Origin of the sequence: Lysinibacillus sp. PWR01 (genome assembly GCF_043359455.1) — a bacterium.
Classification (GTDB): domain Bacteria; phylum Bacillota; class Bacilli; order Bacillales_A; family Planococcaceae; genus Lysinibacillus; species Lysinibacillus fusiformis_F.
In genome coordinates this window covers 14319-37874 of record NZ_JBHERJ010000056.1, presented here as the reverse complement: position 1 = coordinate 37874, position 23556 = coordinate 14319, and the positions used below count along the sequence as shown (strand labels likewise).

The window sequence follows — 23556 nt, the reverse complement described above, 5'->3', positions numbered from 1 at the left end:
GACATACTCGAATGTGACGAAAGTGGCAATGAACAGCTATATAGAAAAATAACTGCAATGAAGACAAGTCACTGGATTTTAAAATCCAGTGACTTGTCTGTTTATCAAATGTTTTTTATAGAAATAAAAGAAACAGCGTCAATATTGGATTAACGCTGTTTTTAAATTAGTCACTTCTGCATATTTCTGACCGTAATCTTCTGTATGCAAAAAGTGACCAAATTAAATGGGGATGTGTTTCTTGCTGAAGATATGAGCAAAGATGGAAAGCGAGTAGGGTACATTACCAATATATGACGTTTAACGCTATACTGATAGGTATTTATCATTGACTATAAAGAATCTTTATTACTTTGTCTTAGGGGAGGAACTGTCCAATAGGTACCCATACGCCACAGCCATTCCATCGGGCCGAAGCGGAAAAAGTGTAACCATAGCTTGCTAAACAGCAATTGGCAAACATAAATACCAAGACAAATCCACAAAGATTCAATGTAGCGAAGATGCCCAATTAGCTGGAAGGCGTGACCGATTACTAGAATGAGTGCTGTTTGGCCCAAGTAATTAGTCAAGGCCATGCGCCCATATGCTTTTAACGGCGCTAATAGTCGCTGGAACAAAGTACTTTGTAATAATAGGATGATTGTTCCCATATAAAATGCGGAAGCAAATGGGCTGAACTGTAGTCCGATTAATGCAAATTGCTCGATATTTGTACTATGTGCTTCTAGCTGATCCTTAGTCATATTATCAATATTGACAATGGCATCAGGTACATACAGCCATTGATAAAACCAGCTAGCAATACTAATACACCCCATAATAATCGTCACTAGCATAATTTTTCTTCGATGCATAGAGATATTTTCAAATAATCGATATTGACCAGCAGCTAGACCTAGTAAAATCAGAGGAAATGGCATCAAAATTTTAAGGCCAAAATAAGCAGTAATGGCTAAAAGAATGAACCCAATGATAAGATTGATTTCTTTGCGCATTTTATAAAAAGGTAAGGCTACAAAGCCAAAAAAAGCATAGACAGTTAAGGCTTCACCTGGTTGGAAATAAAAATGTACAAGCCCCATAAGCAGTAAAATCAAAAGTCTACGACTAAATAAGGCATAGGCTTTTTCGCCCCTTGCCTTGGCCCGTGATATAAAGAGATAAAATCCTATACCAAATAAAAATGAAAAAATGATAAAAAATTTACCCTCTACAAAAAGTGTTAAAAAGCGACTATAGGCAATATCGTTAGCCAGCTTAGGTGGTTCTATCCACATTAATGCAGGAATATTGACTAAAATAATGCCCAGTAAGGCGAACCCTCTTAAATAATCTAATGTATCAATTCGTTTATTAGTGTTGGTCGGTTGCAACGTTCATCTCCTCCTTCAAAACCAAGTATAAGGAAGTTTACTAAAAAGTAGTAACGATGAAGGTTACACGAATCTGACAAAATTGTCATCTAACAGATTAGGTCTCAGTTTGCTCAGGATATATCGCGAATAGCTCCTGTGCATGCTGACGCAAAAGCTGAATTAATGCTTGGGGTTCTTTGACAATCGCATGTTGACCAAGGCGAAAGAATAGGGAGCTATTAAAATGGAGCTCATTTTGATCAATCATCGTATCGATATAGCCTGTTCCATCACTTTGTCGAACAACAGCTTTTTCAAGATGGGGCTCACTTAAACATTGACGAACGCCTTCGCTTGATAATTCTACATATAAGCGAATAGGCTGTTGAGGCTCATAGTCACTTTCAAGCCACTGTTGCAAATTCATCGTCGTTTTATGGCTTTTATCACTGATTGTCATGGCATGAATACGATCGACACGGAAGAGTAATATTTTTTCATTTGATAGTAGCAACGCAGGCATATACCATAAACCATCATGAGCGTACACGCCAATAGGCTGGATATGCTTTGATGTGATACCAGACTTTGATTCATACTGGATATGCAATTGTGACCGGTTGATGATCGCCTCTAAAACGTCTGTTAAGAGTGGCGTTGTAATGGCTCTTTTAGGATTCCAAAAGGCCATATACGATTGCAGCGTATCCACCTTTTTCTTGGCCTCCTGCTGTAAGGAGTCATATAGTTTTTGAGAGACAGATTTCATTTCAGTATTAAAAGGTAAATCACGATAGTAGTGCAGAGATTGGAATGCAAAGAAAATGGCGACTGCTTCTTCCTCCGTAAATAAAATAGGAGGGAGGATTGCATTTGATAAAACAGTATAGCCACCATGTCGACCTTGCTCCGCATAGATGGGCAGTCCCATGTCACTTAAATCTAAAAGGTAACGATGCACTGTTCGCACTGAAATATTGAATGTATCGGCAATTTCCTGCGCTGTAAATTTCTTTTTCGCACTGACAAATAACAAAATATCAATTAATCGTTTGGCTTTGGACATATTTTTTCACCTTTTTATTTAATCATGCCAATAGTTGTCATGTTTTATATTTAGTATAGAGATTGTACAAGAGATTTTCAAGAAGAGGAGCTGACGAGATGTCACGAGAAATAGTGGTATTTATTGCAGGGAGTTTAGATGGATTTATTGCTAAGGAAAATGATGATTTGCAGTGGTTGGAAGAAACTGAGGGAGAAGGAGATAATGGCTACACTGATATGTATCAAACCATTGATACCGTCATTATGGGAAAACGAACTTATGATTATATTCTAGAGCACAGTGATACGTTCCCCTATCCTGATAAAAAATGCTATGTGTTCACAACAGCTCAAACTGGGGAAAATGAGCATGTGACATTTGTCCAAGAAGATGTGGTCACATTTACTAAACGATTAAAAGAGCAAGAAGGCACAAAAATTTGGATGGTAGGTGGAGCGGTTATACTAGATGCCTTTTTACAGGAGCAACTAATTGATGAATGGATTATTACCATCACACCACATTTACTGGGCTCGGGAATACCTTTGTTTACATCTCCACGTCCGTTCGAAAATTTAAGGCTACTGGAGACAAAACGATATGGTCAGATGGTGCAGATGCATTATCAGGTGAGGAAAGAGGCTTAAATCGAGCCTCTTTTTTAGTTGACAAAGGAACGATAGATATCGCCTAAGAGACCTTGCATTTGATGGACGCCTGTATCGGTGTTAGACATGGCAACAAAGCCTTTTTCTAAATGAGGGTAGGCCACGAGCATACATTGGTAGCCAACACCCCAGCCAAGGGAGGATATTTCAAGCTGCTCGCCAGTACCATCAAGAAATACACCAAGGCCCATCCATTCCTTACAGCCCTGAGGATGAACTAGCTCATGGATCGAAGATAATCCAAGTGTACCTTTTCCTTTTAATGCCTGTATTACCTCTAGTAATAATTTGACTAAATCTGATGGTGTTGTCCATAATCCACAAGCTGCATCGTATGGGTAGATTGGGTGTCTTTGGGCTGTTAAGGTGCCATCTTTATAATGACCACTTGCTGTATTAGCAGTTGGAACTTCGGAAGAAAAAAAGCTGTTTGTCATAGCTAGTGGTCGAAAAATAAGGTCTGTCACGAGTTGAGGAAACATTGAGCCTGTGGTGTCCTCAATCAGTAATTGAACGATGCAAAAGCCTGCATCGGAGTAATGAAATTCATGTCCCGGTTCAATGGTACTTTCGATAGGCATGGGACAATAAGGTGTTTTACCGTGTAATACATCGCCCATCGAAGGCATTTGTGTCAATGAAAGTAAGGGAGGAAAGCTGCCTTTAGGGTCAATAATACCTGCCTGATGACATAACAAATGTCGTAATGTTACTTTTTTTGCCCTAGTATAATTATTATCTGGTATCTTCCAGGACGTAAGTTTTTGATTAATATCCTCATCTAAATCTACTATTTCTTGCTCGACTAGCTTCAGCACTAAAATGCTTGTTAGTAGTTTACTGATTGAACAGGCATTGAAGATGGTTTCTGTATTGATGCTGGTAATTTTTCCGACCTCTAACAGCCCAAAGCACTCTGTTTTCTGAAGCTCTCCATCCTCTATATAGGCAAGGCTGAGACCTGCTACTTGTTGTTGCAGCATTTGCTCGTGTATTGTCATAAATAAAGAGTCTCCTAGTTTTTCCTTCATCATACCATAAGAGGGAACTTATGTTCTTGAAAAAACTATAGTTTTTTAAGCTGAAATTTATTGTATAATAAAGGAATTATTTCTACAAAGGTATATGTAATGGAGGGGTTCGATGACAAAAGAGTTTCCACAAAGAATACATATCATTGGGTCCGTTGGTAGTGGGAAAACAACATTGGCGAGGGAATTATCTAAAACCCTTCAGATTCCTTATTATGAGCTTGATAATGTGGCATGGATTCGAAAGGAATCAGGGGATATTGTAAGAACAGATGAAGAAAAAGAGGCGCACTTACAAAGCATTCTCCAAACGAACAGTTGGATTATCGAAGGGATACATCAGGAGGAGTGGGTTGTTGATAGCTTCCAACAAGCTGATTGCATTCTCTTTCTTGATACACCTTACAAAGTTCGGATCTTTCGTATTATAAAAAGATTTATGAAACAAAAAATGGGCATCGAAAAAGCTCATTATCAGCCAACTTTTTCGATCTTCTTTAAAATGTTTCGTTGGAATAAACGCTTTGAGCAGAAGGGGAAACCTAGATTTTTTAAACAACAAAGTGATCTGTTAAATAAAATTTTAGTGATTCAGCAAAAAAAGGATTTGAATAACTTCCTTCAGCAATTTTAAAGCGTATCCCGAAATAAGGATACGCTTTTTTTAGGCATTTTTCTTTGTTCGTGTTGTCCGTTTTCTTGTAGCTGGCTTTTTCGTTTTTTCTAAGGAAGCCTGTAGCGCTGTCATTAAATCGGTGACATTTTCAGGAATTGGGCGTTGTTTATCACTTGTAGCTATCGTATTTGTAGCTTTCTTTTCTTCAATTAGTTCTAATAAAGCATTGCGGTAATCGTCTGTATATTTTTCAGGGTTGAATGTAGTTGTTAGTTGCTCCACTAACATGAGTGCAGTATCAAGCTCCTTTTGCACAACATCCTGTTCACTTGGAATATTTGGTACATCGCCAATACTTCTAACTTCATCTGGATAGTGAATGGTTTCCATCACGAGGGCATTTTGATAAACACGTACGATGGCAAGCTGCTCTTTTGAACGGATAATGATTTTAGCAATGCCAATTTTTCCCGATTGTTCTAATGTTTTACGTAACAATGAATAGGCTTTGGCACCGGTCGAATCGGGCGATAAGAAATAGGTACGCTCAAAATAAATCGGATCGATTTCAGTTAATTGCACAAAATCAATAATTTCCACAGCCTTATCTTCATTTTCCTTACGCAAGTTTTCTAAATCCTCTTGGTCCAACACAACAAATTTATTTTTGGCATATTCATACGCCTTCACGATATCTTCATCTTTTACCTCTTGGTTACAGCCCTCACAAACTTTTTTGTAGCTAATGGGCGTATGACAGTCTTTGTGAAGCTGACGCAATTTGACATCTTTATTTTCAGTAGCAGCATGTAGTTTCACAGGGATATTGACCAGTCCAAAGGAAATACTGCCTTTCCACACTGTATGCATTATTGTCACCTCGTTTTTCTTACTATGATGTATTTTGAGGTTTTTTATGTATCTTAAAATGAAATCTTCAAACACTGAAGATAAAAAGCAAAGAAGGTATTGTGGAATGAAACCAATGCTTTTAACGGAAACAAATGATATTCCTAGTGGAGATGAATGGCTATTTGAAACGAAGTATGATGGCTTTCGCTGTTTATTCGTTTGGGATGAAGTGCCGCAGCTCATTAGTAGAAATGGGCGAAATTTAAATCACTTGTTTCCTGAAATTTTGGCTTTTTGTCAGCAAATACATGCGTCCATTCAAACATTTTTACCCCTAACCTTGGATGGGGAATTAGTTTATTTACGCAATCATTACAAAAGTGATTTTGCTGTTGTTCAAAAAAGGGGGAGAATGCAAAATCAAGACGTGATTAACTCACATGCTAACTCATTTCCTTTTCGCTATCTAGCTTTTGATGTTTTAACGCTTAAAGGAGAATTCCTCCATAACCGCTATTTAAAGACGCGGAAAGAGCAATTGGTCAAGCTTGCTGCGAAGTTCAAATGGCCAATCGTTGACTATGAGAATCCAACGCCTATCCAAGTTGTACATGGCAGTGAGGAGCACGAGAGCTTATGGCAGTCCATCAAGCTTTACAATGGGGAGGGTATCGTTGCCAAGAAAAAAACAAGTAAATGGCTGGAAAACATACGTTCTAATCATTGGTTAAAAATTAAAAATTGGCGTTATGTCACCGTTATTGTCACGCAATACGACCATAGCAATAGCTATTTTCATGGTGCAGTTTTTGAGGAGAATCAATTACGAGAAGTCGTTACGTTTAAGCATGGTATGACAGAGGAAGAACATCAAACACTTATCAAATTCTTTCAGACGAATGGAAAACGTAAAAAGGAGCTATGGGAACTTGAGCCTTCTATTTGTGTTGATATTGCCTGTATTGATTTTGATGGTAATAAGCTTCGGGAACCTAGATTTCATGCCTTTCGATTAGAGTTGTTACCTGAGGATTGTCATTGGCAGCACATGCAGCGTCAACTGTATCCTATCCCTGAATCAGTTTCTATCACACATCCAGACAAACCTGTATGGCCAAAAATGGATATTACAAAGGATCAATACTTGTCCTATTTGCAAAATATCTCGCCCTATTTATTGCCTTTTCTAAAGGATCGCCCACTAACGCTAATACGCTATCCACATGGGGTTCTGGGTGAAAGCTTTTATCAAAAAAGTCGACCAGAAAAAATGCCTGATTTTGTGGCAACAGCAGTGATGGATGACATTGATTATATCGTATGTAATAACTTGGAAACATTATTGTGGCTTGGAAATCAACTGGCATTAGAGCTACACATTCCATTTCAAACACAACATTCCCCGTATCCAACAGAGATTGTTTTCGATTTAGATCCACCCTCAGCACAAGATTTTTCATTAGCCGTTTCAGGAGCACTTGATTTAAAGAACATTATTGATTATTTTCAGCTACAATCCTTTGTTAAAACATCTGGTGGAAAAGGCCTACAGCTTTATATTCCTTTGCCAGCAAATTCGTTTACCTATGAAGAGGTTCGTGTATTTACAGAATTCGTTTGTCGCTTTTTATGTGAGCAAAAGCCGAATTTATATACAATTGAGCGTTTAAAAAAGAATCGTCATAAAAAATTGTATTTAGATTATGTGCAGCATGCAGAGGGCAAAACCATTATTGCTCCTTATTCCACTCGTGGCAATGAACGGGGCTTAGTAGCAACACCGCTTCTGTGGGAGGAGGTCAATGATAACCTAACACCAGCGCTTTTTACAATTCCTTTTGTCATGGAACGCATAAAAAAAATGAATAATCCCTTTCAATCGTTCCGTGAAGTAGGGGAGCAACAGGATTTTCAAGCTGTTCTAGATCGATTAAAGGAATGAGGACAGGGATTAGCCTCTTTATGAGGACAGGGAATGACCGCTGCTGAATGAGGTTTGGAGCGCTTTGAAAAGAGAAGTGAGCGGGTTTACCTAAAAAAAGAGTGCCTTGAACAGAAAAGTGAGCGGGTGAACCTGAAAAAGGAGCGCCTCGAACAGAGAAGTGAGCGGTTTTTACCTGAAAAGGAGCGCCTTGAGCAGAAAAGTGAGCGTGTTTACCTGAAAAAGGAGCGCTTTGAAAAGAGAAGTGAGCGGGCTTACCTGAAAAAGGAGCGCTTTGAAAAGAGAAGTGAGCAGGTTTACCTAAAAAAAGAGCGCCTCGAACAGAAAAGTGAGCGGGTTTTACCTGAAAAGGAGCGCCTTGAAAAGAGAAGCGAGCGGGCTTACCTGAAAAAGGAGCGCTTTGAAAAGAGAAGAGAGTGGGTTTACCTGAAAAAAGAGCGCCTCGAACAGAAAAGTGAGCAGGTTTACCTGAAAAAGAGCGCTTTGAACAGAGAAGCGAGCGGGTTTACCTAAAAAAAGAGCACCTCGAACAGAAAAGTGAGCGGGTTTTACTTGAAAAGGAGCGCCTTGAAAAGAGAAGTGAGCGGGTTTACCTGAAAAAGGAGCGCTTTGAACAGAGAAGCGAGCGGGTTTTATCTGAAAAGGAGCGCTTTGAAAAGAGAAGCGAGCGGTTTTTACCTGAAAAGGAGCGCCTCGAGCAGAAAAAGGAGCGGGTTTACCTAAAAAAAGAGCGCCTGGAACAGAAAAGTGAGCGGGTTTTACTTGAAAAGGAGCGCCTCGAGCAGAGAATTGAGCGGGCTTACCTGAAAAAGGAGCGCTTTGAACAGAGAAGCGAGCGGGTTTACCTGAAGAAGGAGCGCTTTGAAAAGAGAAGTGAGCAGGTTTACCTAAAAAGGAGCACCTTGAGCAAAAAAGTGAGCGGATTTACCTGAAAAAAGAGCGCCTCGAACAGAAAAGTGAGCGGGTTTTACCTGAAAAGGAGCGCCTGGAACAGAAAAGTGATCGGGTTTACCTGAAAAGGAGCGCCTGGAACAGAAAAGTGATCGGGTTTACCTGAAAAGGAGCGCCTCGAACAGAAAAGAGAGCGGATTTTACCTGAAAAGGAGCGCCTTGAACAGAGAATTGAGCGGGTTTAACTGAAAGAAGAGCGCCTCGAACAGAAAAGAGAGCGGGTTTTACCTGAAAAGGAGCGCCTCGAACAGAGAAGAGAGCGGGTTTACCTAAAAAAGGAGCGCCTCGAGCAGCAGAAAGAGCGGATTTACCTAAAAAAGAGCGCTTCTAAAAAAGAGGTGTCCCCAAAGTCATTGGAGACACCTCTTTTTCCTATTAGTGTGGAACCTGAGCATTTAGTTTTTCTAAGTAATCCAGTATCCCCATTGCTGACACAATGGTATCAAATGGAATGGTTTGATAGACAGGATGATCGGACGGAATGCCGTTTTCCTGTAAATAGCTGAATAAAAGTTCCTTTAAGCGAGCATCTAAGTAGTGAACTTGTTCCTGGAATTGACTTGATGCTGCTTGCGCTTTTCTACCTTCTTCTAGAAAGAACGGTGTCCAATAGCGCACCTGACGATAGGCTTCTGCTGGATTTTGATAGGCACCATAGTGACCGAAATATAACTCATTTGCTTGTAGCTTTTCATACAATTGCAGGGATTGTTCCATGGTTTCAGGATTGTACTGATTTGGAGAGGTCGACGGAATGATTAAATCGATCGCTTCCCCATCCATTTCAGGGTAGCGAACACCGGTCGTATCTCCTACAAATAAACCATTTGTAGCGGAATAAAGCATTGAAACATGATGTTTGGCATGGCCTTCTGTATGATAAAACGTTAAATGATGTTGCCCTAATTGAAGACGCTGTTCATGACTAACTTCAATAATTCGCGCAGCGTCAATGGGTACAATCGGATCAAAGAGTTTGTCAAATTCAGCGCCATAAACACTTTTTGCACTGAAGATAAGACGACTTGGATCAATCATATGGGCTGCACCTCGTGGATGAACCACTAATTTAGCATTGGGACAGCTTTGCAAAAATAACCCTGCTCCGCCTGCATGATCTAAATGGATATGTGTCACGATGACATAGTCTATATCCTCTAATGCAATATTTAATTCCTGTAGCCCTTCCATAATATAAGGCACGGATGGACTGGCCGAAGTTTCGATTAAGGCTATCTTTTCATCGATTAATAGATAGGAGCTTGTTCGCTGCTCTCGACCTAAATCATGTGTATCAATACAGTAGAAATTTGGTGCGATTTGTTGGACGCTAGTCAATTCAATTTCCCCCTTTTATTTCAAAAATAAGTAACATATGCTTATAAATGCAATATTTAGCTACAAAAAGTAGTAGTTATACTATATAATAATAGAAAATTAAACTGAATGTCTATTCATTTTTTAGGGGGAAAGTAATGGAGAATAAAATTCGTTATGATACACGAAAAGTCCATCGTGTAAATTTGGCTATTATTTCAATTTTGGCCATTCTAATATGCGGACCTATGATTCTATCGAAGGGCATACATTTTTTATTTATTGGGCTAGCTGTCATTGCCTTGGCGGTGTGTAATTATTTTTTACCTATAAAAACGTATGTCAAAGGCTTTATTTTTGGCCTCATTCCATCAAGTGTTGTATTTACCTTATTTTTGCTTGATAGCTTTTCGTTAAATAAACATTATATTTTACTATGCACAGTGGCCATTATTGCACTGTATTTTAAAAAGGAACTGATCGTCTTCTTTGGGATTCTAACAAATCTTAGTTTTTTCATTTTATATATGGTCAACTCGTCATCATTATTGGGGCCATTTGATGACACCATTGTCTTTGTGACACTTCTGGCGATTATGAATGGGGTCATTATTGCCTTTTATTTGCTGGCAAAATGGGGGAATGAACTGATTCAACATGCAGAAATCCAGCAAAATGAAGTGCAAGCATCCTTCAATCAACTACAAAATACATTTCAAGAAATCGAAAAGAGCAGTCAGGCATTGGACAAGCATGTCACGCAATTCCAACAAACCATGCAAAGGATTTCTGGCTCTAGTAAGCAAATTTTAGTAGCCACAGAGGATATTTCTGCAAGTATTCAGCAGGAGGCATCCAGTTTACAAATGATTCATGGCACAATGGGCGACTCTGTACATTTCGTCAATAAAACATTGACGATTTCGAAGGATACGGTCGCAAAATCTACTGAGCTACAAACAGAAGTATTGGCAGGATGGGATAAAATGCAGGATGCAATGACTCAAATGAGCGTTATGAGTCATGCGATGAGCTCTACTGCGGAAACTGTCAACGAACTACAACACAGCCTACAAACGGTGGATAGCCTATTAAAGGGAATTACACATATTGCAGAACAAACCAATTTATTGGCATTAAATGCGGCGATAGAAGCGGCTAGAGCAGGGGAACATGGTAAAGGATTTGCCATTGTAGCAGATGAGGTGCGTAAGCTAGCTGAGGAAAGTGCCGCTATTACAGTCAGCATTACTAATGTGACGAAAACTTTGTTTGAAAAATCAACAGAGGCTCATCAACGTTCTGATGACGGTGAAAAGGCGCTACAGCATGGAGAACAGCTTTTACAGGATGTCAGTCATTTCTTTAATAGTTTAAAAGATTCTTTTTCAGAAACGAATACAGATTTAACGAGGGGAATGCATGAATTAAGCAGTGCCATCTCACAATTTGAGGTGATCCAAATGCAAATTGAAAAACTGAATCACATGACTGAGCAAAATGCAGCTTCTACTGGTGATATTCTACATTCAGTGGAGGACGAAAATCAGCTTCTAGTAAGCATGACAGATACGACGAACCATATTCAGGCTTTAAGCAATACGTTAAAGTCATTAGTAATGGCAAAGGTATAAATAGAACCATTGATATTGAAATAAATGGTAGGGTAAAATAAGAATAGGATTAAGCATCCTTGATGAAGGGTATAGAGATGTTATTCATCTGCATTGTTTTATCTATACCTGTTTATGGTTACTGTATTTGGAGTTTGTATGATCCTGAGGAAAGTTCTTTATTCTTTGAGCGTTGGCGTTATAAAGAAACACCAGAGGTATCCGATTTGCAAATAAATTTGATACGGATTGGTAGTGTGTTTGCTATGGTGATAGTCACCATTTATCTCATTGTTGTAGCTGTCAATACATTCAGACCATAAAATCTGTTGTATGAGTTGAGAAGGAGGAGGGATTCCATGAACATTCGTAGTGTACAGAGTTCAGATTACTATACTTTATCTCCATTAATTGATGAGTGGTGGGGCGGCAGGAATATGTCAGATAAGCTGCCTAAATTATTTTTTGATCACTTTACAAATACGAGTCTGATAATGGAGAAGGATGGCGAAATTATCGGCTTCCTCATCGGTTTTTTATCGCAGTCCAAAACAAATGAAGCGTTTATCCATTTTGTTGGGGTCCATCCTGATTATAGAAAACAGAATATTGCAAAAAGATTATATGATGTATTCTTTCATGTTGTGAAGCAATACCATCGAAATATTGTGAAATGTGTCACGTCGCCTATTAACGAAGTGTCTATTGCCTTTCATACAAATATGGGCTTTAGAATGGAAAAAGGTGACAAAGTGATGGATAATATGTCCATTCATAGTAATTATGGTGGCGAAAAACAAGACCGTGTGTTGTTTTATAAGATTCTACCGTAATTTACTTTAGATAATTGGCATATAGTCCCCAATAAGGGGGCTATAAATGTTTATCAAAAAGATATTTACGTTATGGTTGCTACTTTCGATTCTTGTTTGTGGTGCATTTTTCTTTTTTCCAAATGCACCTATTCATTCTGCTGAAAAATCCAATGCTCCTCTGTCACGACCTAGCAATAATGAATTATTGCGTTATATTCAGCAATATCAATTTTTAATCAGTGAGATTTTTCATGCATTGCGCAAGGAATCCTATAGCTTTCAATTAGATTATGGGATTCTATCCAATGGGAAAATCGAGCTCCTTGTGTCATTACCCGCCAAGGTCGATCATAAGACAAAGCAACATATAGAAGAAACGATGTTGGGTGTTATAAAAGACAATGATTTAAACCCAATCTCTTTTCAAATAACGTTAAAGAATCTCTATGAGCCAGCAGAAGCGTTCTCCACTCGGCTAAGTTATAACGATGTAATGGCCAATCTATTTGAGACGATGATTGAACAAGATTTTGGCGCCTTCAGCATCGATCATAGTATTATGTCGGAGGAAATTCAGATAAGGATTAATTTAACAGAAGAGAAAAATGACATAGCTAAAAAGAAGGCTCAACAGTTAGCGGAAGACACAATAAAACAGCATCAATTTGATATAGAAACATTTTCTATTGACGTTCAAAATAAAATTAAAATTTTAGATTAGAAATTAAGACAAATTTTTGTATTATATGAAGAAGGGGGAATTCATACGCTACATGTGGCAAATGCTGTAGCTTTTTTTATGGGGAAAGTGTGTCTAGGTATGATGTTCATTTTCAAGGGTGCGCGGTGAGGAGTTTTGATTCCTAAAAACGGAGCAGACCATTATGGTGATGCTCTTTTTTTATTTAAAATCTCAATAACCATCGAAAGCATCCCATATTAACTGGGGGTAAAAACAATGAGTAAAATGCAGCATAAAATAGCGATCATTACAGGTGCAAGCCACCCACGAGATATTGGCACAGCTATTTGTAGAAGATTAGCTGCGGATGGTGTCAGTATTTTTTTTACACACTGGCATGCTGATCGTAATTGGATTGGCGAATTCAAACAGGAGATTTTGAGTATGGGTGTTTCTTGTGAAGAAATGACGATTGATTTATCAGATTCACAGGCAGCCCAAACGATACGCCAAACGGCCGTCGAACAACTGGGCGTACCTTCCATTTTAGTAAATAATGCTGCCCATTCAGCACAGGATGGCTATCTAGTGTTAGATGCTCAAACATTAGACGAACATTACGCGGTGAATATGAGGTCCACCTTTCTTCTTTGTGTGGAATTTGCCCGTCTTTTTGAAAAAGCTAACTTAATCTCAGGGAGAATCATTAATATGACATCTGGTCAAGATTTAGGTCCTATGATGGGAGAGCTAGCCTATGTAGCAACAAAAGGGGCAATTTCAGCCTTTACTAGATCATTAGCACAGGAGCTAGCACCGCTAGGCATTACCGTAAATGCTGTCAATCCGGGGCCAACAGATTCTACATGGATGAATGATGAAATTAGAGGTTATTTATTACCTAAGTTTCCAAAGGGTCGGCTTGGAACGCCAGAAGATGTGGCCAAAGTGATTGGCTTTCTAGCTAGTGATGAAGCTACATGGATAACTGGACAAATAATCCACTCAGAGGGCGGATTTCTGCGAGGATAGAGAATAAAATTGAGATCAAAAGTCTTGCTACGATTTGTGGCAAGGCTTTTTTACGTGCCCATAAAAAAGGTCACTTCCGAATTTGGAAATGACCAAGTTTTGTCAGGTGTGTTCGTTGGAGGAAAAAAATCTTAAAGAACAGATACACTATTATTTTATTCTTTTAGTATAATAATTTCTAGGTTTTTAACCAGTAATTAAGTTTCTTCCTAAGTGCTGTATTTTTTCCCATAATCAACACTTTTATCTTCGCCCTACTTATGTATAGTAAGGCAAAAAGGTTGCTGTAGACCCACTCGATGTTGGGTTGTTATGATGATAATGTACGTAAGTGGGAGGTAAGTGAATTGGAAGCAGAAAGATATAATAACCTTAAATTAGGTGAGCGTGGAGCCATCATTAGTATTATTGCATATATAGTTTTATCCATCGTGAAAGTTGGAATTGGTTACATGAGTGGTTCAGAGGCTTTAAAGGCGGATGGATTAAATAATACAACAGATATAATTGCCTCTATTGCAGTACTGATTGGACTAAAGCTTTCACAAAAACCTGCAGATCATGATCATCGATATGGGCATTGGAAAAGTGAAACCATTGCATCGATGGTCGCTTCATTTATTATGATGGCCGTTGGTATTCAAGTATTAGTGGGTGCTTTTACTTCATTTTTTCAAGGTGGAAAAGAATCGCCAGATATGGTTGCAGCCTATGTGGGATTAGGATCGGCGTTGGTGATGTATTTTGTCTATCGCTATAACAAAAAATTGGCAGAAAAGATCAACAGTAAAGCCGTTATGGCTGCTGCTAAGGATAATTTGTCAGACGCTTGGGTAAGTATTGGAACCGCTGTAGGTATTTTGGGATCACAACTACATATGCCATGGTTAGATACGGTAACAGCTATTATTGTAGGTTTTATCATTTGTAAAACAGCTTGGGAGATTTTTAAAGATGCTTCTCATGAACTTTCTGATGGATTTGATGAGAAAATACTTCAAACATACAAAGAAATTATTTTAAAAATAGATGGCGTTAAAGGGTTGAAAGAAATCAGAGGAAGAAATTATGGTAATAACGAGGTAATCGATGTCGTTATTCTTGTAGATGCAAAGCTAGATATCACGAAAGCTCACGATGTCGCTTCTGTTGTTGAAAAAAATATGGTTGAAGAGCAAGGAGTTTATGAAGTGCATGTCCATGTTGAACCTAAGGAGGCATAAACGGGAGTAGAGTGATTGAGACCAAAGAGCGCTATCAAGTGTGATGTCTTTTATAACAGCCTCCACAGTACTATTTGTTTCAACTTATTGGATGGCACTGTGGAGGCTGTTGGAGGAAATAATGAAGGTCAATGGGATGTAAGTGACTGGCGAGATATTCCTCAATAAATAATTATTCTGTAACTGCTTAATGGTGATGAAATGACTAATTTTAACTTTTAAAATAAGTGGTAATTGTAGGTTTTAGCCTTTCATTGATAAAAATTTCATTTAGGGCTGGACTAATACGATTTTTTATCATATACTGTATGTAATAGAATCTTTCTTAAAGAAATAATAAATTCACATATTACAAAGAGTAATCGTGTTTTGTTAGTTACTTTTTGTAATATGTGAATTTTTTTCTTTGGAAGTTGTATGATTTTATTTAATAACATTATTGGAGGTCATTTAAATGACACAAGGTACAGTAAAATGGTTTAACGCAGAAAAAGGTTTTGGTTTCATCGAAGTAGAAGGCGGACAAGACGTATTCGCTCACTTCTCAGCTATCCAAGGTGAAGGTTTCAAATCACTTGAAGAAGGTCAAAAAGTTGAATTCACAGTAGAAGAAGGTCAACGCGGACCACAAGCTGCTAACATCGTTAAACTTTAATTTTTAAAAAAACATTCTTGAATAGAGTGCTTTCAATAGACAAAGTCGATTTTTTCGACTTTGTCTATATTTTTTTGACTCAAAACATATTGAGATCTTTATTTTAGATTTAATAATTGATTTTTTATCATTAACGCACCTTCCAAAACGCCCCTATGAAATACTACCATACGAAAATCTCCTGTAAACTATCCTGCATTTCAAGTGAACTGTACCTAAATTTTTACCCAATATTTTTCATTGGAAGAAATTGCATAGATTTTCAAGAGGATTTAAGTAGTTATACCAATGATTTTGATAATCGTTGTAGCGCAGATTCCCTAAACAAGTTGTCTACAACCCAACACGGACGATAATGAACGCAGAAGCAGCAGGAGGGAGTATTTACGTGAGGCTGGTATATGCCACTCTTACACATCAAAACTACCTAAAACCATAAAATCTACAATAACGCCACTTACTGGATTTTCTGAACCCAATACACTAATTCCTAATACTGTGACACCACTAATATTGGTAATATTAGCAGAGACATATTTTCCAATACTATTCTTCTCCCTCATTTGTGCTCTCGGTCTTAAATTTATCGACGAATTTGTCGAGTATACGCTTGACACGGCATAGTCAATTGTTGATAAAAGAGGGGAGCCATTAGCTAATGCGTTGTCTGTAAAATAAAATGTGGCTATCCCATTTGCATCAGATGTAGCTTGTCCATAAACAATGCGCTTTACTTTTTCTGGATTCGACTCTCCTGCTTTAAACACTTGCAATATCGTTGGTGCAAGTGTAATAAATTCAATGCTCATAGCCATTCTCCTTTGTTATTTTTAGCCTTAATTATGTTTATATTGTATGAACTTTATGTTAGATTAGTACTTTATATGAGCAGCCGAGCTTGTTTTGACATATGTAAGCCATCACAATTAAGAATTCTATACACGATGCTAAAACAATGGATATAGAATATGGCGCTATCAAGAAAACACTTAAAAGAATATGTTTACTAAAATGAAGTGTGACAAAGTATGCATATGAGGAAAGAAGCTAAAAAAGGGTCACCAGAGTGTGAGACGACCCTTTGGTCATAGCATGAAAAGATAAGGCTGATAGATAGGCATTCCACTAGTAGCAGAAGGCGTAATGCAGGTTTTTAATTTTTGCCAATAATACAAGTATTAATTATGCAAGAAACTAGCGCCGACAATAATTAAAAGAATAAATAGGACAACAATTAGAGCGAATGATAAATTATCGTGCTTGCCATAGCTTGAACCGTAAACTTCATATCCCATATTAAAGTCCCTCCTTTCAGTCATCTAGAATATGTAAAGTTATAGAAAGCAACTAGCCAGTTATTCTCCTTTTTTAAAAAATGTATATTACATATTTATCGTGGTTCGTACGAATTAGAAATATTTAAGGGTCACTCGGCTGGAAGTGACCCTAAGTAACAATTCGGGAGGTACAAGTTAAACTAGTTTAGCTTAACACTACTATTTATATGAAAAGCTAACTCCTTTTGTATAGTTTATTGCCTTTAAAATAAATTTAAACAATAAAAAAGGCTGTGACGGTCAACCAACGTCATAGCCTATGAAGTGCGTGCGATACACTCATTAATAGTTTGTGTAAATATAGCTTATTTATACATTTAAAAAGCCGCAGCGTCGTCACACGCTACAGCCGTTGTCTTGCCAGTATAGTCAGATGATTCATTATATCATAAATTATTAAATAGCAACCTCAAAATGAACATAGCTGAATAGGTGTATATAATTTAAGATGGATGAAATACACCGTTAAAACGACAAGATACAATCGATAGCCAAATAGCTGTTGTGGAGCATAATTACAAAATCTTATAGGAGCATGTTGTTGAAAAAAGATCATGTCACTAGCAGAAAAAGATCTTTTAGCAAGGCGAGGGGTTGATTTCCGTTCCACCAGCGTCCTTTCCAGGGGGCGCCCGATGAGCCGCTTCACTCACTTACGTTCGCTCCAGTGTCTCCTCTGTGACTAAATCCCCTAGGAGTGACGCTGGCTCCACTCCAATCAACCATTTTGCAAAAGTGTCTTTTCCTTTTCTTTCATACTAACAGTAGTGAAAAATGTGGAGAAGCGATGCGTGACAACACCTCTCCATAAAGAGTAGTGACAACCTTCACTTTATTTAAAAATCTTTGCTAAAAAGGTAACATTTTTGTGGATTGGAGTGTAAGTAGCCTGTAACGGAAATCCATTTTTACAAAAATTCTATTGATTGTTTTGTTTTTCAACACTAAGGAGCATGTTTTGATATCAGCTTTATCAAAACATGCTCCTTCTTTTTATTATTTATCAAAGCTACTTGTACTTTAGATTAAACCTCTTACTTTGCAGAAATATCATTCATTCATGTCCTCCTCTTATTGGTGAAAAATTTCCTTTCAACCAAAAAAGTGGTTGAACTAAATTTTTATTTGTGTATATAATGTTTATATAGTATATATACAATGTGTGATGGTGAAGGTAAACGTATGTATTTCCGCCTTTAGAGAAGGGAGATTTTGTTGCGAGGATGGGAAGATGGATTTTGGATTCGAGGCTCTTCACCGAATGGATTACCCCTTACTCCTTTCCATTTTTTAATATGGCCATCTCAATTCATGTTATTGCGATACTGATGGCAGCACTAGGGGGCATTATTTCAACTATATTCTCAAAAAAATAAAGAAGAGGGATTGGCATGCAAATCATTATTTCGAACAGTTCAAAGGAGCCAATTTATGAACAGATTACGAATCAAATTAAATCACTTATTTTAGCAGGTGAACTACAGGAGGGGACAGCAATACCTTCTATGCGCAACCTCGCAAAGGATTTACAAATTAGTGTGATAACGACGAAACGAGCCTATGAGGAATTAGAGAAGGCGGGCTTTATCTATTCCATTGTCGGCAAAGGATCTTTTGTTGCAGAGCAAAATTTAGAGGTTATAAGAGAAAAGAAGCTGAAGGTTATTGAGGAACAGCTGAGCGCGGTCATAACGAATAGCAGAGAAATGGGCCTGTCACTTGAGGAGTTACAGGAATTATTGAAGATTTTATACGAGGAGTGAAAGAAATGGAAAATGTGGTTGAATTAAAAAATGTAACGAAGAAGTTCAAAGGTTTTTCTGTAAATAATATTGATTTACAAGTGAAGCGAGGCTTTGTTACGGGATTCATTGGAGCAAATGGCGCGGGTAAGTCGACAACGATAAAAACGATGATGAATCTATTAAAACCAGATACCGGAGAAGTGAAGCTTTTCGGATTGGACTACAAGACGCATGAGAAGGCGATTAAGGAGCGCATTGGGTTTGTATACGATGGCAATATCTTTTTTGAAGGGCTGAACTTAAAAGATATAAAACGCATAGTTGCACCTGCTTACAAACGCTGGGATGATACATTATTTTATCAATATGTCGAACAATTCGAATTACCACTAAACAAAGCGATAAAAACTTTTTCAAAAGGGATGCAAATGAAGGCTTCATTGGCGATAGCACTCTCACATCACGCAGAGCTGATCATTATGGATGAGCCAACAGCAGGATTAGATCCCATTTTTAGACGGGAGCTGTTAGATCTATTACAGGAATTAATGGTGGATAGTAATCGCACCATCTTCTTCTCTACGCACATTACAACTGATTTAGATCGTATCGCAGATTATATAGCTTTTATACAGAAAGGGGAGTTAGTATTTAATCAGTCTATTCACGATGTAGCTCAAAACTATGCGCTCGTTAAAGGCGAATTGAATCTTTTGGATAGAGATACTGAAAAGGCATTTGTTCATGTTCATCGTGCAACAACAGGATTTGAAGCATTAACGGATAATATCAAGGCAGCAAAAAATATTTTCGGAGACACAGTTATTATTGAACGTGCCTCTCTGGAAGATATCATGTATTACTTTAAAGGAGGCATCCATCATGCTTAACTTAATCAAACGCGATGTCATACTACAGAAAAGGCAGCTAGTAATCTTTATTCCTTTTATCTTAGTCTTTATTATTATGGGGGCACATCCAGCTTTAATTTTTCTAGTTGCCAGTATTTTTATTCCCTTTAACACATATGCATATGATGAAAAAGTAGAGACAAATATATTATTAAATTCCTTACCTTACACACGTACGGAGATTATCGCATCACGCTATCTTGGTGCAATTGTATATATGATTTTATCCATTGGGGTGACAAGTTTAGCGTTATTTGCTTTCAATAAACATTTTACGATGGCAGATATTGCGATTGGTAGCGGCTTATTCTTATTATTTGCTGCGCTTACTTTCCCATTATTTCAGGTATTTAAACAGGGCTATATTACAACTGTTATACTGATTAGCTTTATCCTCTTAACATGGATTTCACGACCTGTTGCATTGTATATGAATGAACACTTAACAGCAATCATTGATTTTATAGATCATACATCTGTCACGGTTTTATATATAGGAGCGGCACTTTTAATTTTGGCAATCTATAGTATTTCTTGGGGGATTACCAATATTATTTACCAACGAAAAGCGTTTTGATTGTGTTCATTGAGGTAATGTTTTCCTCTCAATTATTTAATCTGAGGAAAAGAATGATAACGAACTTTAAATCGACATATTTTGGCGGGTTTATTTGGTATTTCAAAAGTGGTTTTATAGTAAAATTTGGTATATAAAATGTAGGAGGTTTTATATGCCTGATTTATTACTCATCCTTTTTTTATTGAACTTTTCATTATTTCTTTTGCACGAAATGGATGCTATAAGACATTCTGAGTGGCGATTGTTTATAATACTTAAAGATATGGAAGATTCAAAGGCTTATAAAGTATTCACTTTTATTCACCTGTTTCTTTACGTATCAATCCTTTCCTTACTTTTCAGTCAGTATCAAACCATTATTTTTTGGGTTCTTGATTTATTCTTTATCATTCATGCAATCTTGCACTTCATTTTTGAACGACATCCTCGAAATGAATTTAAAAATAGGTTTTCAAGAGCCATTATTTATCCAATGGGATTTCTTGCTGTAATACATTTAGTATTTTTATTTAATATTTCGATTTAAGGTATGATAAAGGAAGTTTTCAAAGTGAAATTTCCTGAAAATTATTCCAATTTGTTGATCTTCTGCTTATTATAAAGATGGAGGTGATTAACAGATGTATAGTAATACCGCAAATATGTTGAAGCAAACGAACAATCTTATCAATGCATTGAAAAAAATAAAACAAAACCTATCCTTTGTAAAATTGTATATGAATAGCGATAGAATACTGGCAATTTATTTTTTAAGTAATGCATATAGTGACTTTAATTTATTTAAAACAATTTATTTATCTGTAACACCTGGTGATCAAACAATTGATGAATTTTTACAGGAGTATGAAAAATTCTTTGTAGACGTGAATAAATACTTAGAGGTCTTTACTGATGATGGCGTGGTTGAAGATCGACTTCATAAGGAAGTTTTGTTTGCGATTAATGAATTAGAAAGATATTTGTTAAATCTGTTAGATGTGTATAGATAAAAAGATAGACATTCCTTATTTCTGAGGGGTGTCTTTTATTTTAAAAGGTCTCCTTTTGAATAAGCTAAAGCCTCTCTAGTTGTAGCGTTAGAGGATAATCAAAATGAATTAGAAATATTAAGTATTGGGAGAAATATATGATTAAAAAAATTGAAATGGGTTTGTTCGTAATTGGTATAGTAATGGCATTAATAGGCATGCCTTATTTATTGGGCTATTCAACGAATGAATTTTTAAAATACCCTCTCTATTTAGGGTTAATAGTAGTGGTTGTCTCTTTCCCTGCAAAAAAATCAAAAAGAAAGTAATTTGAACTTATTGGGATTTTAATACTTGATGTCTTCTGCATTAGAGCTTGTATAGTAGATAGACACGCTTGTGATATAGTTCCTAACAAAAGACAAGTAACAAGGCAGTAGCAGTTTATCTCGCTGATATGTAAAAATAAACTGCTAGTAGATAAATGAAGATATAGAAAACAGCAATACATTTATATATAACTGTAGAGTAATATTGATCAAGACTTGAGGGCATTAATACCACAATGGAGAGAATTACAATCAAGATATACAAAGGACTATATGTCAGTTGTGAAAGTAAGGTAGTTATAGGGTGGGTGCTTACATCGGTCATATTGCCTCCAAATAATGAAACGAACTTCATTCATTTTATCAGTAATTTACTCAAATGGAACTAGTAAATATTGGGTGTAGGATAAAGCAAAGGAGGACGATATGAGAAAATTTAAATGGGTTCCATCTTGAATAGCTTAATCTAAAAATACTTTTAAATAATAAAAAACTAAACCGACAGTCACAAAAGAATTTAACAAAAACGCTAGCTTGTTTTGAAACCTAATTTTAAACAGAAACATCATTAAATTATGAAGAAATAAATACATTGTTATAATAATAAAATGAATGATAGAAAATAAGAAGCTCCATACGACTAAAGAAATAGTACTCAAATCCCCAGGATAACTTTCTGCAGCTGTAAACCGAATACCTCCCATAAAAAGCACCGTCACCCATTGGAAACAATAAGTTAAGAAAAGCACTATTACAAAATAAACGATATACGATAAATAAAGAAAAAATGTCTTAATAACCATTCCAGTCTCCTCCAATAGTTACAATAACGATATTTCGATCAATTAGTTGCAAATGTCTAAAAGAAATGATTCTTCCTTAATGAAGCAGGGTAGTTGAAAGAGGAGGAATTTTCATATATGGCAAGGCAATCCATTGTTAAGATTTGATAGGTAAAGTATTCCATGGAATGAAATTGGAATAGGAAGTTAATTAAAGAAGAAGTTGTATGGAGGAATCTCATGGGTTAATGAAGTAATAACTAATGCTAAAGAAATGATACATAGGTCTAGAACTTTCACGAGGATAGTGACAGTTAGAGAAAGAAAGCCCCGGGGATTGAAGCGATTGTTGCTCCAATACGGCAGTGTTAGTGAACGAAATCAAATAAAGGCTAATTATATTTAGCAATACATTACTAACAAAAGGACAGCATGAAGCCAGTTGGGGTGTTAGGACATGAACAGATGATCAATCCCCAAACGTTATCGTGATGAATATAGATTTTATATTTTTGAAATTTCAAATAAATGAATGACCAAAACCTAAAAAAGTGGTAAAGTATAGAAAAAGTGAATGGAGAATTATGTAATGGAAAAACTGAAAAAGGTTGAATTAAAGCATTTTTCAAGTGAATATATGAAAGAATTGAACACTTTTGTACTTACTGAAGAACAAAAACAATTTTCTGCACTGCCAAGCAAATTTGAGGAAATTAATGAAGGACAGCATCGTATTGTAATTTTAAGTGAAAATACACCTGTAGGTTTCTTTCTCCTAAATTCAAATGAACGAGTTAAGAAATACTCTAATAATATAAATGCGATGCTATTATCTGCATTATCAATTAATCATATGGAACAAGGGAAGGGCTACGCAAAACAAGGCATGACATTACTAGTAGAGTTTGTTAAAACAGAATTCCCTAACTGTGATGAAATTGTTTTAGTTGTTGACAAAGATAATATACCAGCGCAGAAACTATATGTAAAAGTAGGGTTTGAAGATACGAATGAGAGGCTAATAGGACGTATCGGTGAAGAAATTATCATGAGACAAATAATAAAATAATAATAGACCGGCATTGTCACCAGAGTTTATGC

At 36.8% G+C, this 23556-nt stretch carries 26 protein-coding genes and 1 pseudogene; 20 read left to right on the top strand and 7 right to left on the bottom strand.

The window, feature by feature from the left end; translation table 11 throughout:
- Nucleotides 1-332: 332 nt before the first annotated feature.
- Nucleotides 333-1376, bottom strand: a complete 1044-nt coding sequence (locus ACEVFT_RS11720; protein WP_393949933.1) for a DUF418 domain-containing protein — start codon at nt 1374-1376, stop codon at nt 333-335.
- A 97-nt stretch (nt 1377-1473) separates the two neighbouring features.
- Nucleotides 1474-2424 (bottom strand): helix-turn-helix transcriptional regulator, encoded by a 951-nt coding sequence (locus ACEVFT_RS11715; protein WP_393949930.1) that lies wholly within the window; start codon nt 2422-2424, stop codon nt 1474-1476.
- Between the two features lie 98 nt (nt 2425-2522).
- Between ACEVFT_RS11715 and ACEVFT_RS11710 the strand changes: the two genes are divergently transcribed.
- Nucleotides 2523-3053, top strand: coding sequence for a dihydrofolate reductase family protein (locus ACEVFT_RS11710; protein WP_393949928.1), 531 nt, complete (start codon nt 2523-2525; stop codon nt 3051-3053).
- A 14-nt stretch (nt 3054-3067) separates the two neighbouring features.
- On the opposite strand, the gene ACEVFT_RS11705 is transcribed toward ACEVFT_RS11710, so the two are convergent.
- Nucleotides 3068-4075, bottom strand: coding sequence for a serine hydrolase domain-containing protein (locus tag ACEVFT_RS11705; protein WP_393949923.1), 1008 nt, complete (start codon nt 4073-4075; stop codon nt 3068-3070).
- A gap of 142 nt (nt 4076-4217) precedes the next feature.
- Here ACEVFT_RS11705 and ACEVFT_RS11700 point away from each other — a divergent pair, with 142 nt between their 5' ends.
- Nucleotides 4218-4739 (top strand): AAA family ATPase, encoded by a 522-nt coding sequence (locus ACEVFT_RS11700; protein ID WP_393949921.1) that lies wholly within the window; start codon nt 4218-4220, stop codon nt 4737-4739.
- Between the two features lie 30 nt (nt 4740-4769).
- On the opposite strand, the gene ku is transcribed toward ACEVFT_RS11700, so the two are convergent.
- The gene (ku, locus tag ACEVFT_RS11695; protein WP_342440683.1) at nt 4770-5591 is read right to left on the bottom strand and encodes a non-homologous end joining protein Ku; all 822 of its coding nucleotides are present in this window, start codon (nt 5589-5591) and stop codon (nt 4770-4772) included.
- 106 nt (nt 5592-5697) lie between these two features.
- Here ku and ACEVFT_RS11690 point away from each other — a divergent pair, with 106 nt between their 5' ends.
- Both ACEVFT_RS11690 and ACEVFT_RS11685 read left to right on the top strand, forming a co-directional pair.
- Nucleotides 5698-7515, top strand: a complete 1818-nt coding sequence (locus tag ACEVFT_RS11690; RefSeq protein WP_393949919.1) for a DNA ligase D — start codon at nt 5698-5700, stop codon at nt 7513-7515.
- 54 nt (nt 7516-7569) lie between these two features.
- Nucleotides 7570-8028, top strand: coding sequence for a hypothetical protein (locus ACEVFT_RS11685; protein WP_393949917.1), 459 nt, complete (start codon nt 7570-7572; stop codon nt 8026-8028).
- Nucleotides 8029-8841: 813 nt separating this feature from the next.
- Here ACEVFT_RS11685 and ACEVFT_RS11680 read toward each other — a convergent pair.
- A complete protein-coding gene (locus ACEVFT_RS11680) occupies nt 8842-9804 on the bottom strand; it encodes an MBL fold metallo-hydrolase (protein ID WP_393949914.1) in 963 nt (320 codons plus the stop codon).
- A gap of 137 nt (nt 9805-9941) precedes the next feature.
- On the opposite strand from ACEVFT_RS11680, the gene ACEVFT_RS11675 reads away from it, so the two are divergent.
- The 8 genes from ACEVFT_RS11675 (at nt 9942) to ACEVFT_RS11640 (ending at nt 15803) form a co-directional block, all read left to right on the top strand.
- Nucleotides 9942-11417 carry a methyl-accepting chemotaxis protein gene (locus ACEVFT_RS11675; protein ID WP_393949912.1) on the top strand — a complete coding sequence of 492 codons (1476 nt, stop codon included), beginning with the start codon at nt 9942-9944 and terminating at the stop codon, nt 11415-11417.
- A gap of 62 nt (nt 11418-11479) precedes the next feature.
- Nucleotides 11480-11719 carry a DUF6199 family natural product biosynthesis protein gene (locus tag ACEVFT_RS11670; RefSeq protein WP_393949910.1) on the top strand — a complete coding sequence of 80 codons (240 nt, stop codon included), beginning with the start codon at nt 11480-11482 and terminating at the stop codon, nt 11717-11719.
- Nucleotides 11720-11755: 36 nt separating this feature from the next.
- Entirely contained in the window at nt 11756-12229 is a 474-nt protein-coding gene (locus tag ACEVFT_RS11665; protein WP_342440677.1) for a GNAT family N-acetyltransferase, read from the top strand.
- Between the two features lie 46 nt (nt 12230-12275).
- On the top strand, nt 12276-12932 hold the full coding sequence (locus tag ACEVFT_RS11660; protein ID WP_393949907.1) for a hypothetical protein: 657 nt from the start codon (nt 12276-12278) through the stop codon (nt 12930-12932).
- A 237-nt stretch (nt 12933-13169) separates the two neighbouring features.
- Nucleotides 13170-13925, top strand: a complete 756-nt coding sequence (locus ACEVFT_RS11655; RefSeq protein ID WP_393949905.1) for an SDR family oxidoreductase — start codon at nt 13170-13172, stop codon at nt 13923-13925.
- Nucleotides 13926-14272: 347 nt separating this feature from the next.
- Nucleotides 14273-15148, top strand: coding sequence for a cation diffusion facilitator family transporter (locus tag ACEVFT_RS11650; protein ID WP_393949902.1), 876 nt, complete (start codon nt 14273-14275; stop codon nt 15146-15148).
- Between the two features lie 15 nt (nt 15149-15163).
- Nucleotides 15164-15316: a hypothetical protein gene (locus ACEVFT_RS11645; protein ID WP_393949900.1), complete on the top strand. Its 153-nt coding sequence runs from the start codon at nt 15164-15166 to the stop codon at nt 15314-15316.
- Nucleotides 15317-15602: 286 nt separating this feature from the next.
- Entirely contained in the window at nt 15603-15803 is a 201-nt protein-coding gene (locus ACEVFT_RS11640; protein ID WP_004225195.1) for a cold-shock protein, read from the top strand.
- 410 nt (nt 15804-16213) lie between these two features.
- On the opposite strand, the gene ACEVFT_RS11635 is transcribed toward ACEVFT_RS11640, so the two are convergent.
- Together ACEVFT_RS11635 and ACEVFT_RS11630 are read right to left on the bottom strand one after the other, a co-directional pair.
- Entirely contained in the window at nt 16214-16612 is a 399-nt protein-coding gene (locus ACEVFT_RS11635; RefSeq protein ID WP_393949898.1) for a hypothetical protein, read from the bottom strand.
- A 369-nt stretch (nt 16613-16981) separates the two neighbouring features.
- Nucleotides 16982-17056, bottom strand: a pseudogene (locus ACEVFT_RS11630) (YjcZ family sporulation protein); the annotation flags it as partial.
- A gap of 1307 nt (nt 17057-18363) precedes the next feature.
- On the opposite strand from ACEVFT_RS11630, the gene ACEVFT_RS11625 reads away from it, so the two are divergent.
- From ACEVFT_RS11625 to ACEVFT_RS11590, 8 genes are all read left to right on the top strand, one after another.
- A complete protein-coding gene (locus tag ACEVFT_RS11625; protein WP_393949895.1) occupies nt 18364-18516 on the top strand; it encodes a YfzA family protein in 153 nt (50 codons plus the stop codon).
- A gap of 15 nt (nt 18517-18531) precedes the next feature.
- Nucleotides 18532-18903: a GntR family transcriptional regulator gene (locus tag ACEVFT_RS11620; RefSeq protein ID WP_205443868.1), complete on the top strand. Its 372-nt coding sequence runs from the start codon at nt 18532-18534 to the stop codon at nt 18901-18903.
- A gap of 5 nt (nt 18904-18908) precedes the next feature.
- Entirely contained in the window at nt 18909-19775 is an 867-nt protein-coding gene (locus ACEVFT_RS11615) for an ABC transporter ATP-binding protein (RefSeq protein WP_393949893.1), read from the top strand.
- Entirely contained in the window at nt 19768-20373 is a 606-nt protein-coding gene (locus ACEVFT_RS11610; protein ID WP_205443866.1) for an ABC-2 transporter permease, read from the top strand. Before ACEVFT_RS11615 ends, ACEVFT_RS11610 begins: the two co-directional genes overlap by 8 nt.
- Nucleotides 20374-20527: 154 nt before the next feature.
- On the top strand, nt 20528-20902 hold the full coding sequence (locus tag ACEVFT_RS11605; protein ID WP_342440671.1) for a DUF6713 family protein: 375 nt from the start codon (nt 20528-20530) through the stop codon (nt 20900-20902).
- Nucleotides 20903-21017: 115 nt separating this feature from the next.
- Complete coding sequence (locus ACEVFT_RS11600) at nt 21018-21365, top strand: hypothetical protein (RefSeq protein WP_393949890.1); 348 nt, start codon at nt 21018-21020, stop codon at nt 21363-21365.
- 137 nt (nt 21366-21502) lie between these two features.
- Entirely contained in the window at nt 21503-21673 is a 171-nt protein-coding gene (locus ACEVFT_RS11595) for a hypothetical protein (protein WP_393949889.1), read from the top strand.
- Nucleotides 21674-23044: 1371 nt separating this feature from the next.
- Nucleotides 23045-23524, top strand: coding sequence for a GNAT family N-acetyltransferase (locus ACEVFT_RS11590; RefSeq protein WP_205443859.1), 480 nt, complete (start codon nt 23045-23047; stop codon nt 23522-23524).
- The last annotated feature ends 32 nt before the right edge of the window (nt 23525-23556 follow it).

What these genes read in the sequence shown, in the direction of transcription:
- ACEVFT_RS11590 (WP_205443859.1), top strand. Translation starts at nt 23,045, where the DNA reads ATGGAAAAACTGAAAAAGGTTGAATTAAAGCATTTTTCAAGTGAATAT.
- ACEVFT_RS11690 (WP_393949919.1), top strand. Translation starts at nt 5,698, where the DNA reads ATGAAACCAATGCTTTTAACGGAAACAAATGATATTCCTAGTGGAGAT.
- ACEVFT_RS11715 (WP_393949930.1), bottom strand. Translation starts at nt 2,424, where the DNA reads ATGTCCAAAGCCAAACGATTAATTGATATTTTGTTATTTGTCAGTGCG.
- ACEVFT_RS11665 (WP_342440677.1), top strand. Translation starts at nt 11,756, where the DNA reads ATGAACATTCGTAGTGTACAGAGTTCAGATTACTATACTTTATCTCCA.
- ACEVFT_RS11625 (WP_393949895.1), top strand. Translation starts at nt 18,364, where the DNA reads ATGGGAAGATGGATTTTGGATTCGAGGCTCTTCACCGAATGGATTACC.
- ACEVFT_RS11700 (WP_393949921.1), top strand. Translation starts at nt 4,218, where the DNA reads ATGACAAAAGAGTTTCCACAAAGAATACATATCATTGGGTCCGTTGGT.
- ACEVFT_RS11710 (WP_393949928.1), top strand. Translation starts at nt 2,523, where the DNA reads ATGTCACGAGAAATAGTGGTATTTATTGCAGGGAGTTTAGATGGATTT.
- ACEVFT_RS11670 (WP_393949910.1), top strand. Translation starts at nt 11,480, where the DNA reads ATGAAGGGTATAGAGATGTTATTCATCTGCATTGTTTTATCTATACCT.
- ACEVFT_RS11635 (WP_393949898.1), bottom strand. Translation starts at nt 16,612, where the DNA reads ATGAGCATTGAATTTATTACACTTGCACCAACGATATTGCAAGTGTTT.
- ACEVFT_RS11655 (WP_393949905.1), top strand. Translation starts at nt 13,170, where the DNA reads ATGAGTAAAATGCAGCATAAAATAGCGATCATTACAGGTGCAAGCCAC.
- ACEVFT_RS11660 (WP_393949907.1), top strand. Translation starts at nt 12,276, where the DNA reads ATGTTTATCAAAAAGATATTTACGTTATGGTTGCTACTTTCGATTCTT.
- ACEVFT_RS11620 (WP_205443868.1), top strand. Translation starts at nt 18,532, where the DNA reads ATGCAAATCATTATTTCGAACAGTTCAAAGGAGCCAATTTATGAACAG.
- ACEVFT_RS11675 (WP_393949912.1), top strand. Translation starts at nt 9,942, where the DNA reads ATGGAGAATAAAATTCGTTATGATACACGAAAAGTCCATCGTGTAAAT.
- ACEVFT_RS11605 (WP_342440671.1), top strand. Translation starts at nt 20,528, where the DNA reads ATGCCTGATTTATTACTCATCCTTTTTTTATTGAACTTTTCATTATTT.
- ACEVFT_RS11595 (WP_393949889.1), top strand. Translation starts at nt 21,503, where the DNA reads ATGATTAAAAAAATTGAAATGGGTTTGTTCGTAATTGGTATAGTAATG.
- ACEVFT_RS11610 (WP_205443866.1), top strand. Translation starts at nt 19,768, where the DNA reads ATGCTTAACTTAATCAAACGCGATGTCATACTACAGAAAAGGCAGCTA.
- ku (WP_342440683.1), bottom strand. Translation starts at nt 5,591, where the DNA reads ATGCATACAGTGTGGAAAGGCAGTATTTCCTTTGGACTGGTCAATATC.
- ACEVFT_RS11615 (WP_393949893.1), top strand. Translation starts at nt 18,909, where the DNA reads ATGGAAAATGTGGTTGAATTAAAAAATGTAACGAAGAAGTTCAAAGGT.
- ACEVFT_RS11600 (WP_393949890.1), top strand. Translation starts at nt 21,018, where the DNA reads ATGTTGAAGCAAACGAACAATCTTATCAATGCATTGAAAAAAATAAAA.
- ACEVFT_RS11640 (WP_004225195.1), top strand. Translation starts at nt 15,603, where the DNA reads ATGACACAAGGTACAGTAAAATGGTTTAACGCAGAAAAAGGTTTTGGT.
- ACEVFT_RS11705 (WP_393949923.1), bottom strand. Translation starts at nt 4,075, where the DNA reads ATGACAATACACGAGCAAATGCTGCAACAACAAGTAGCAGGTCTCAGC.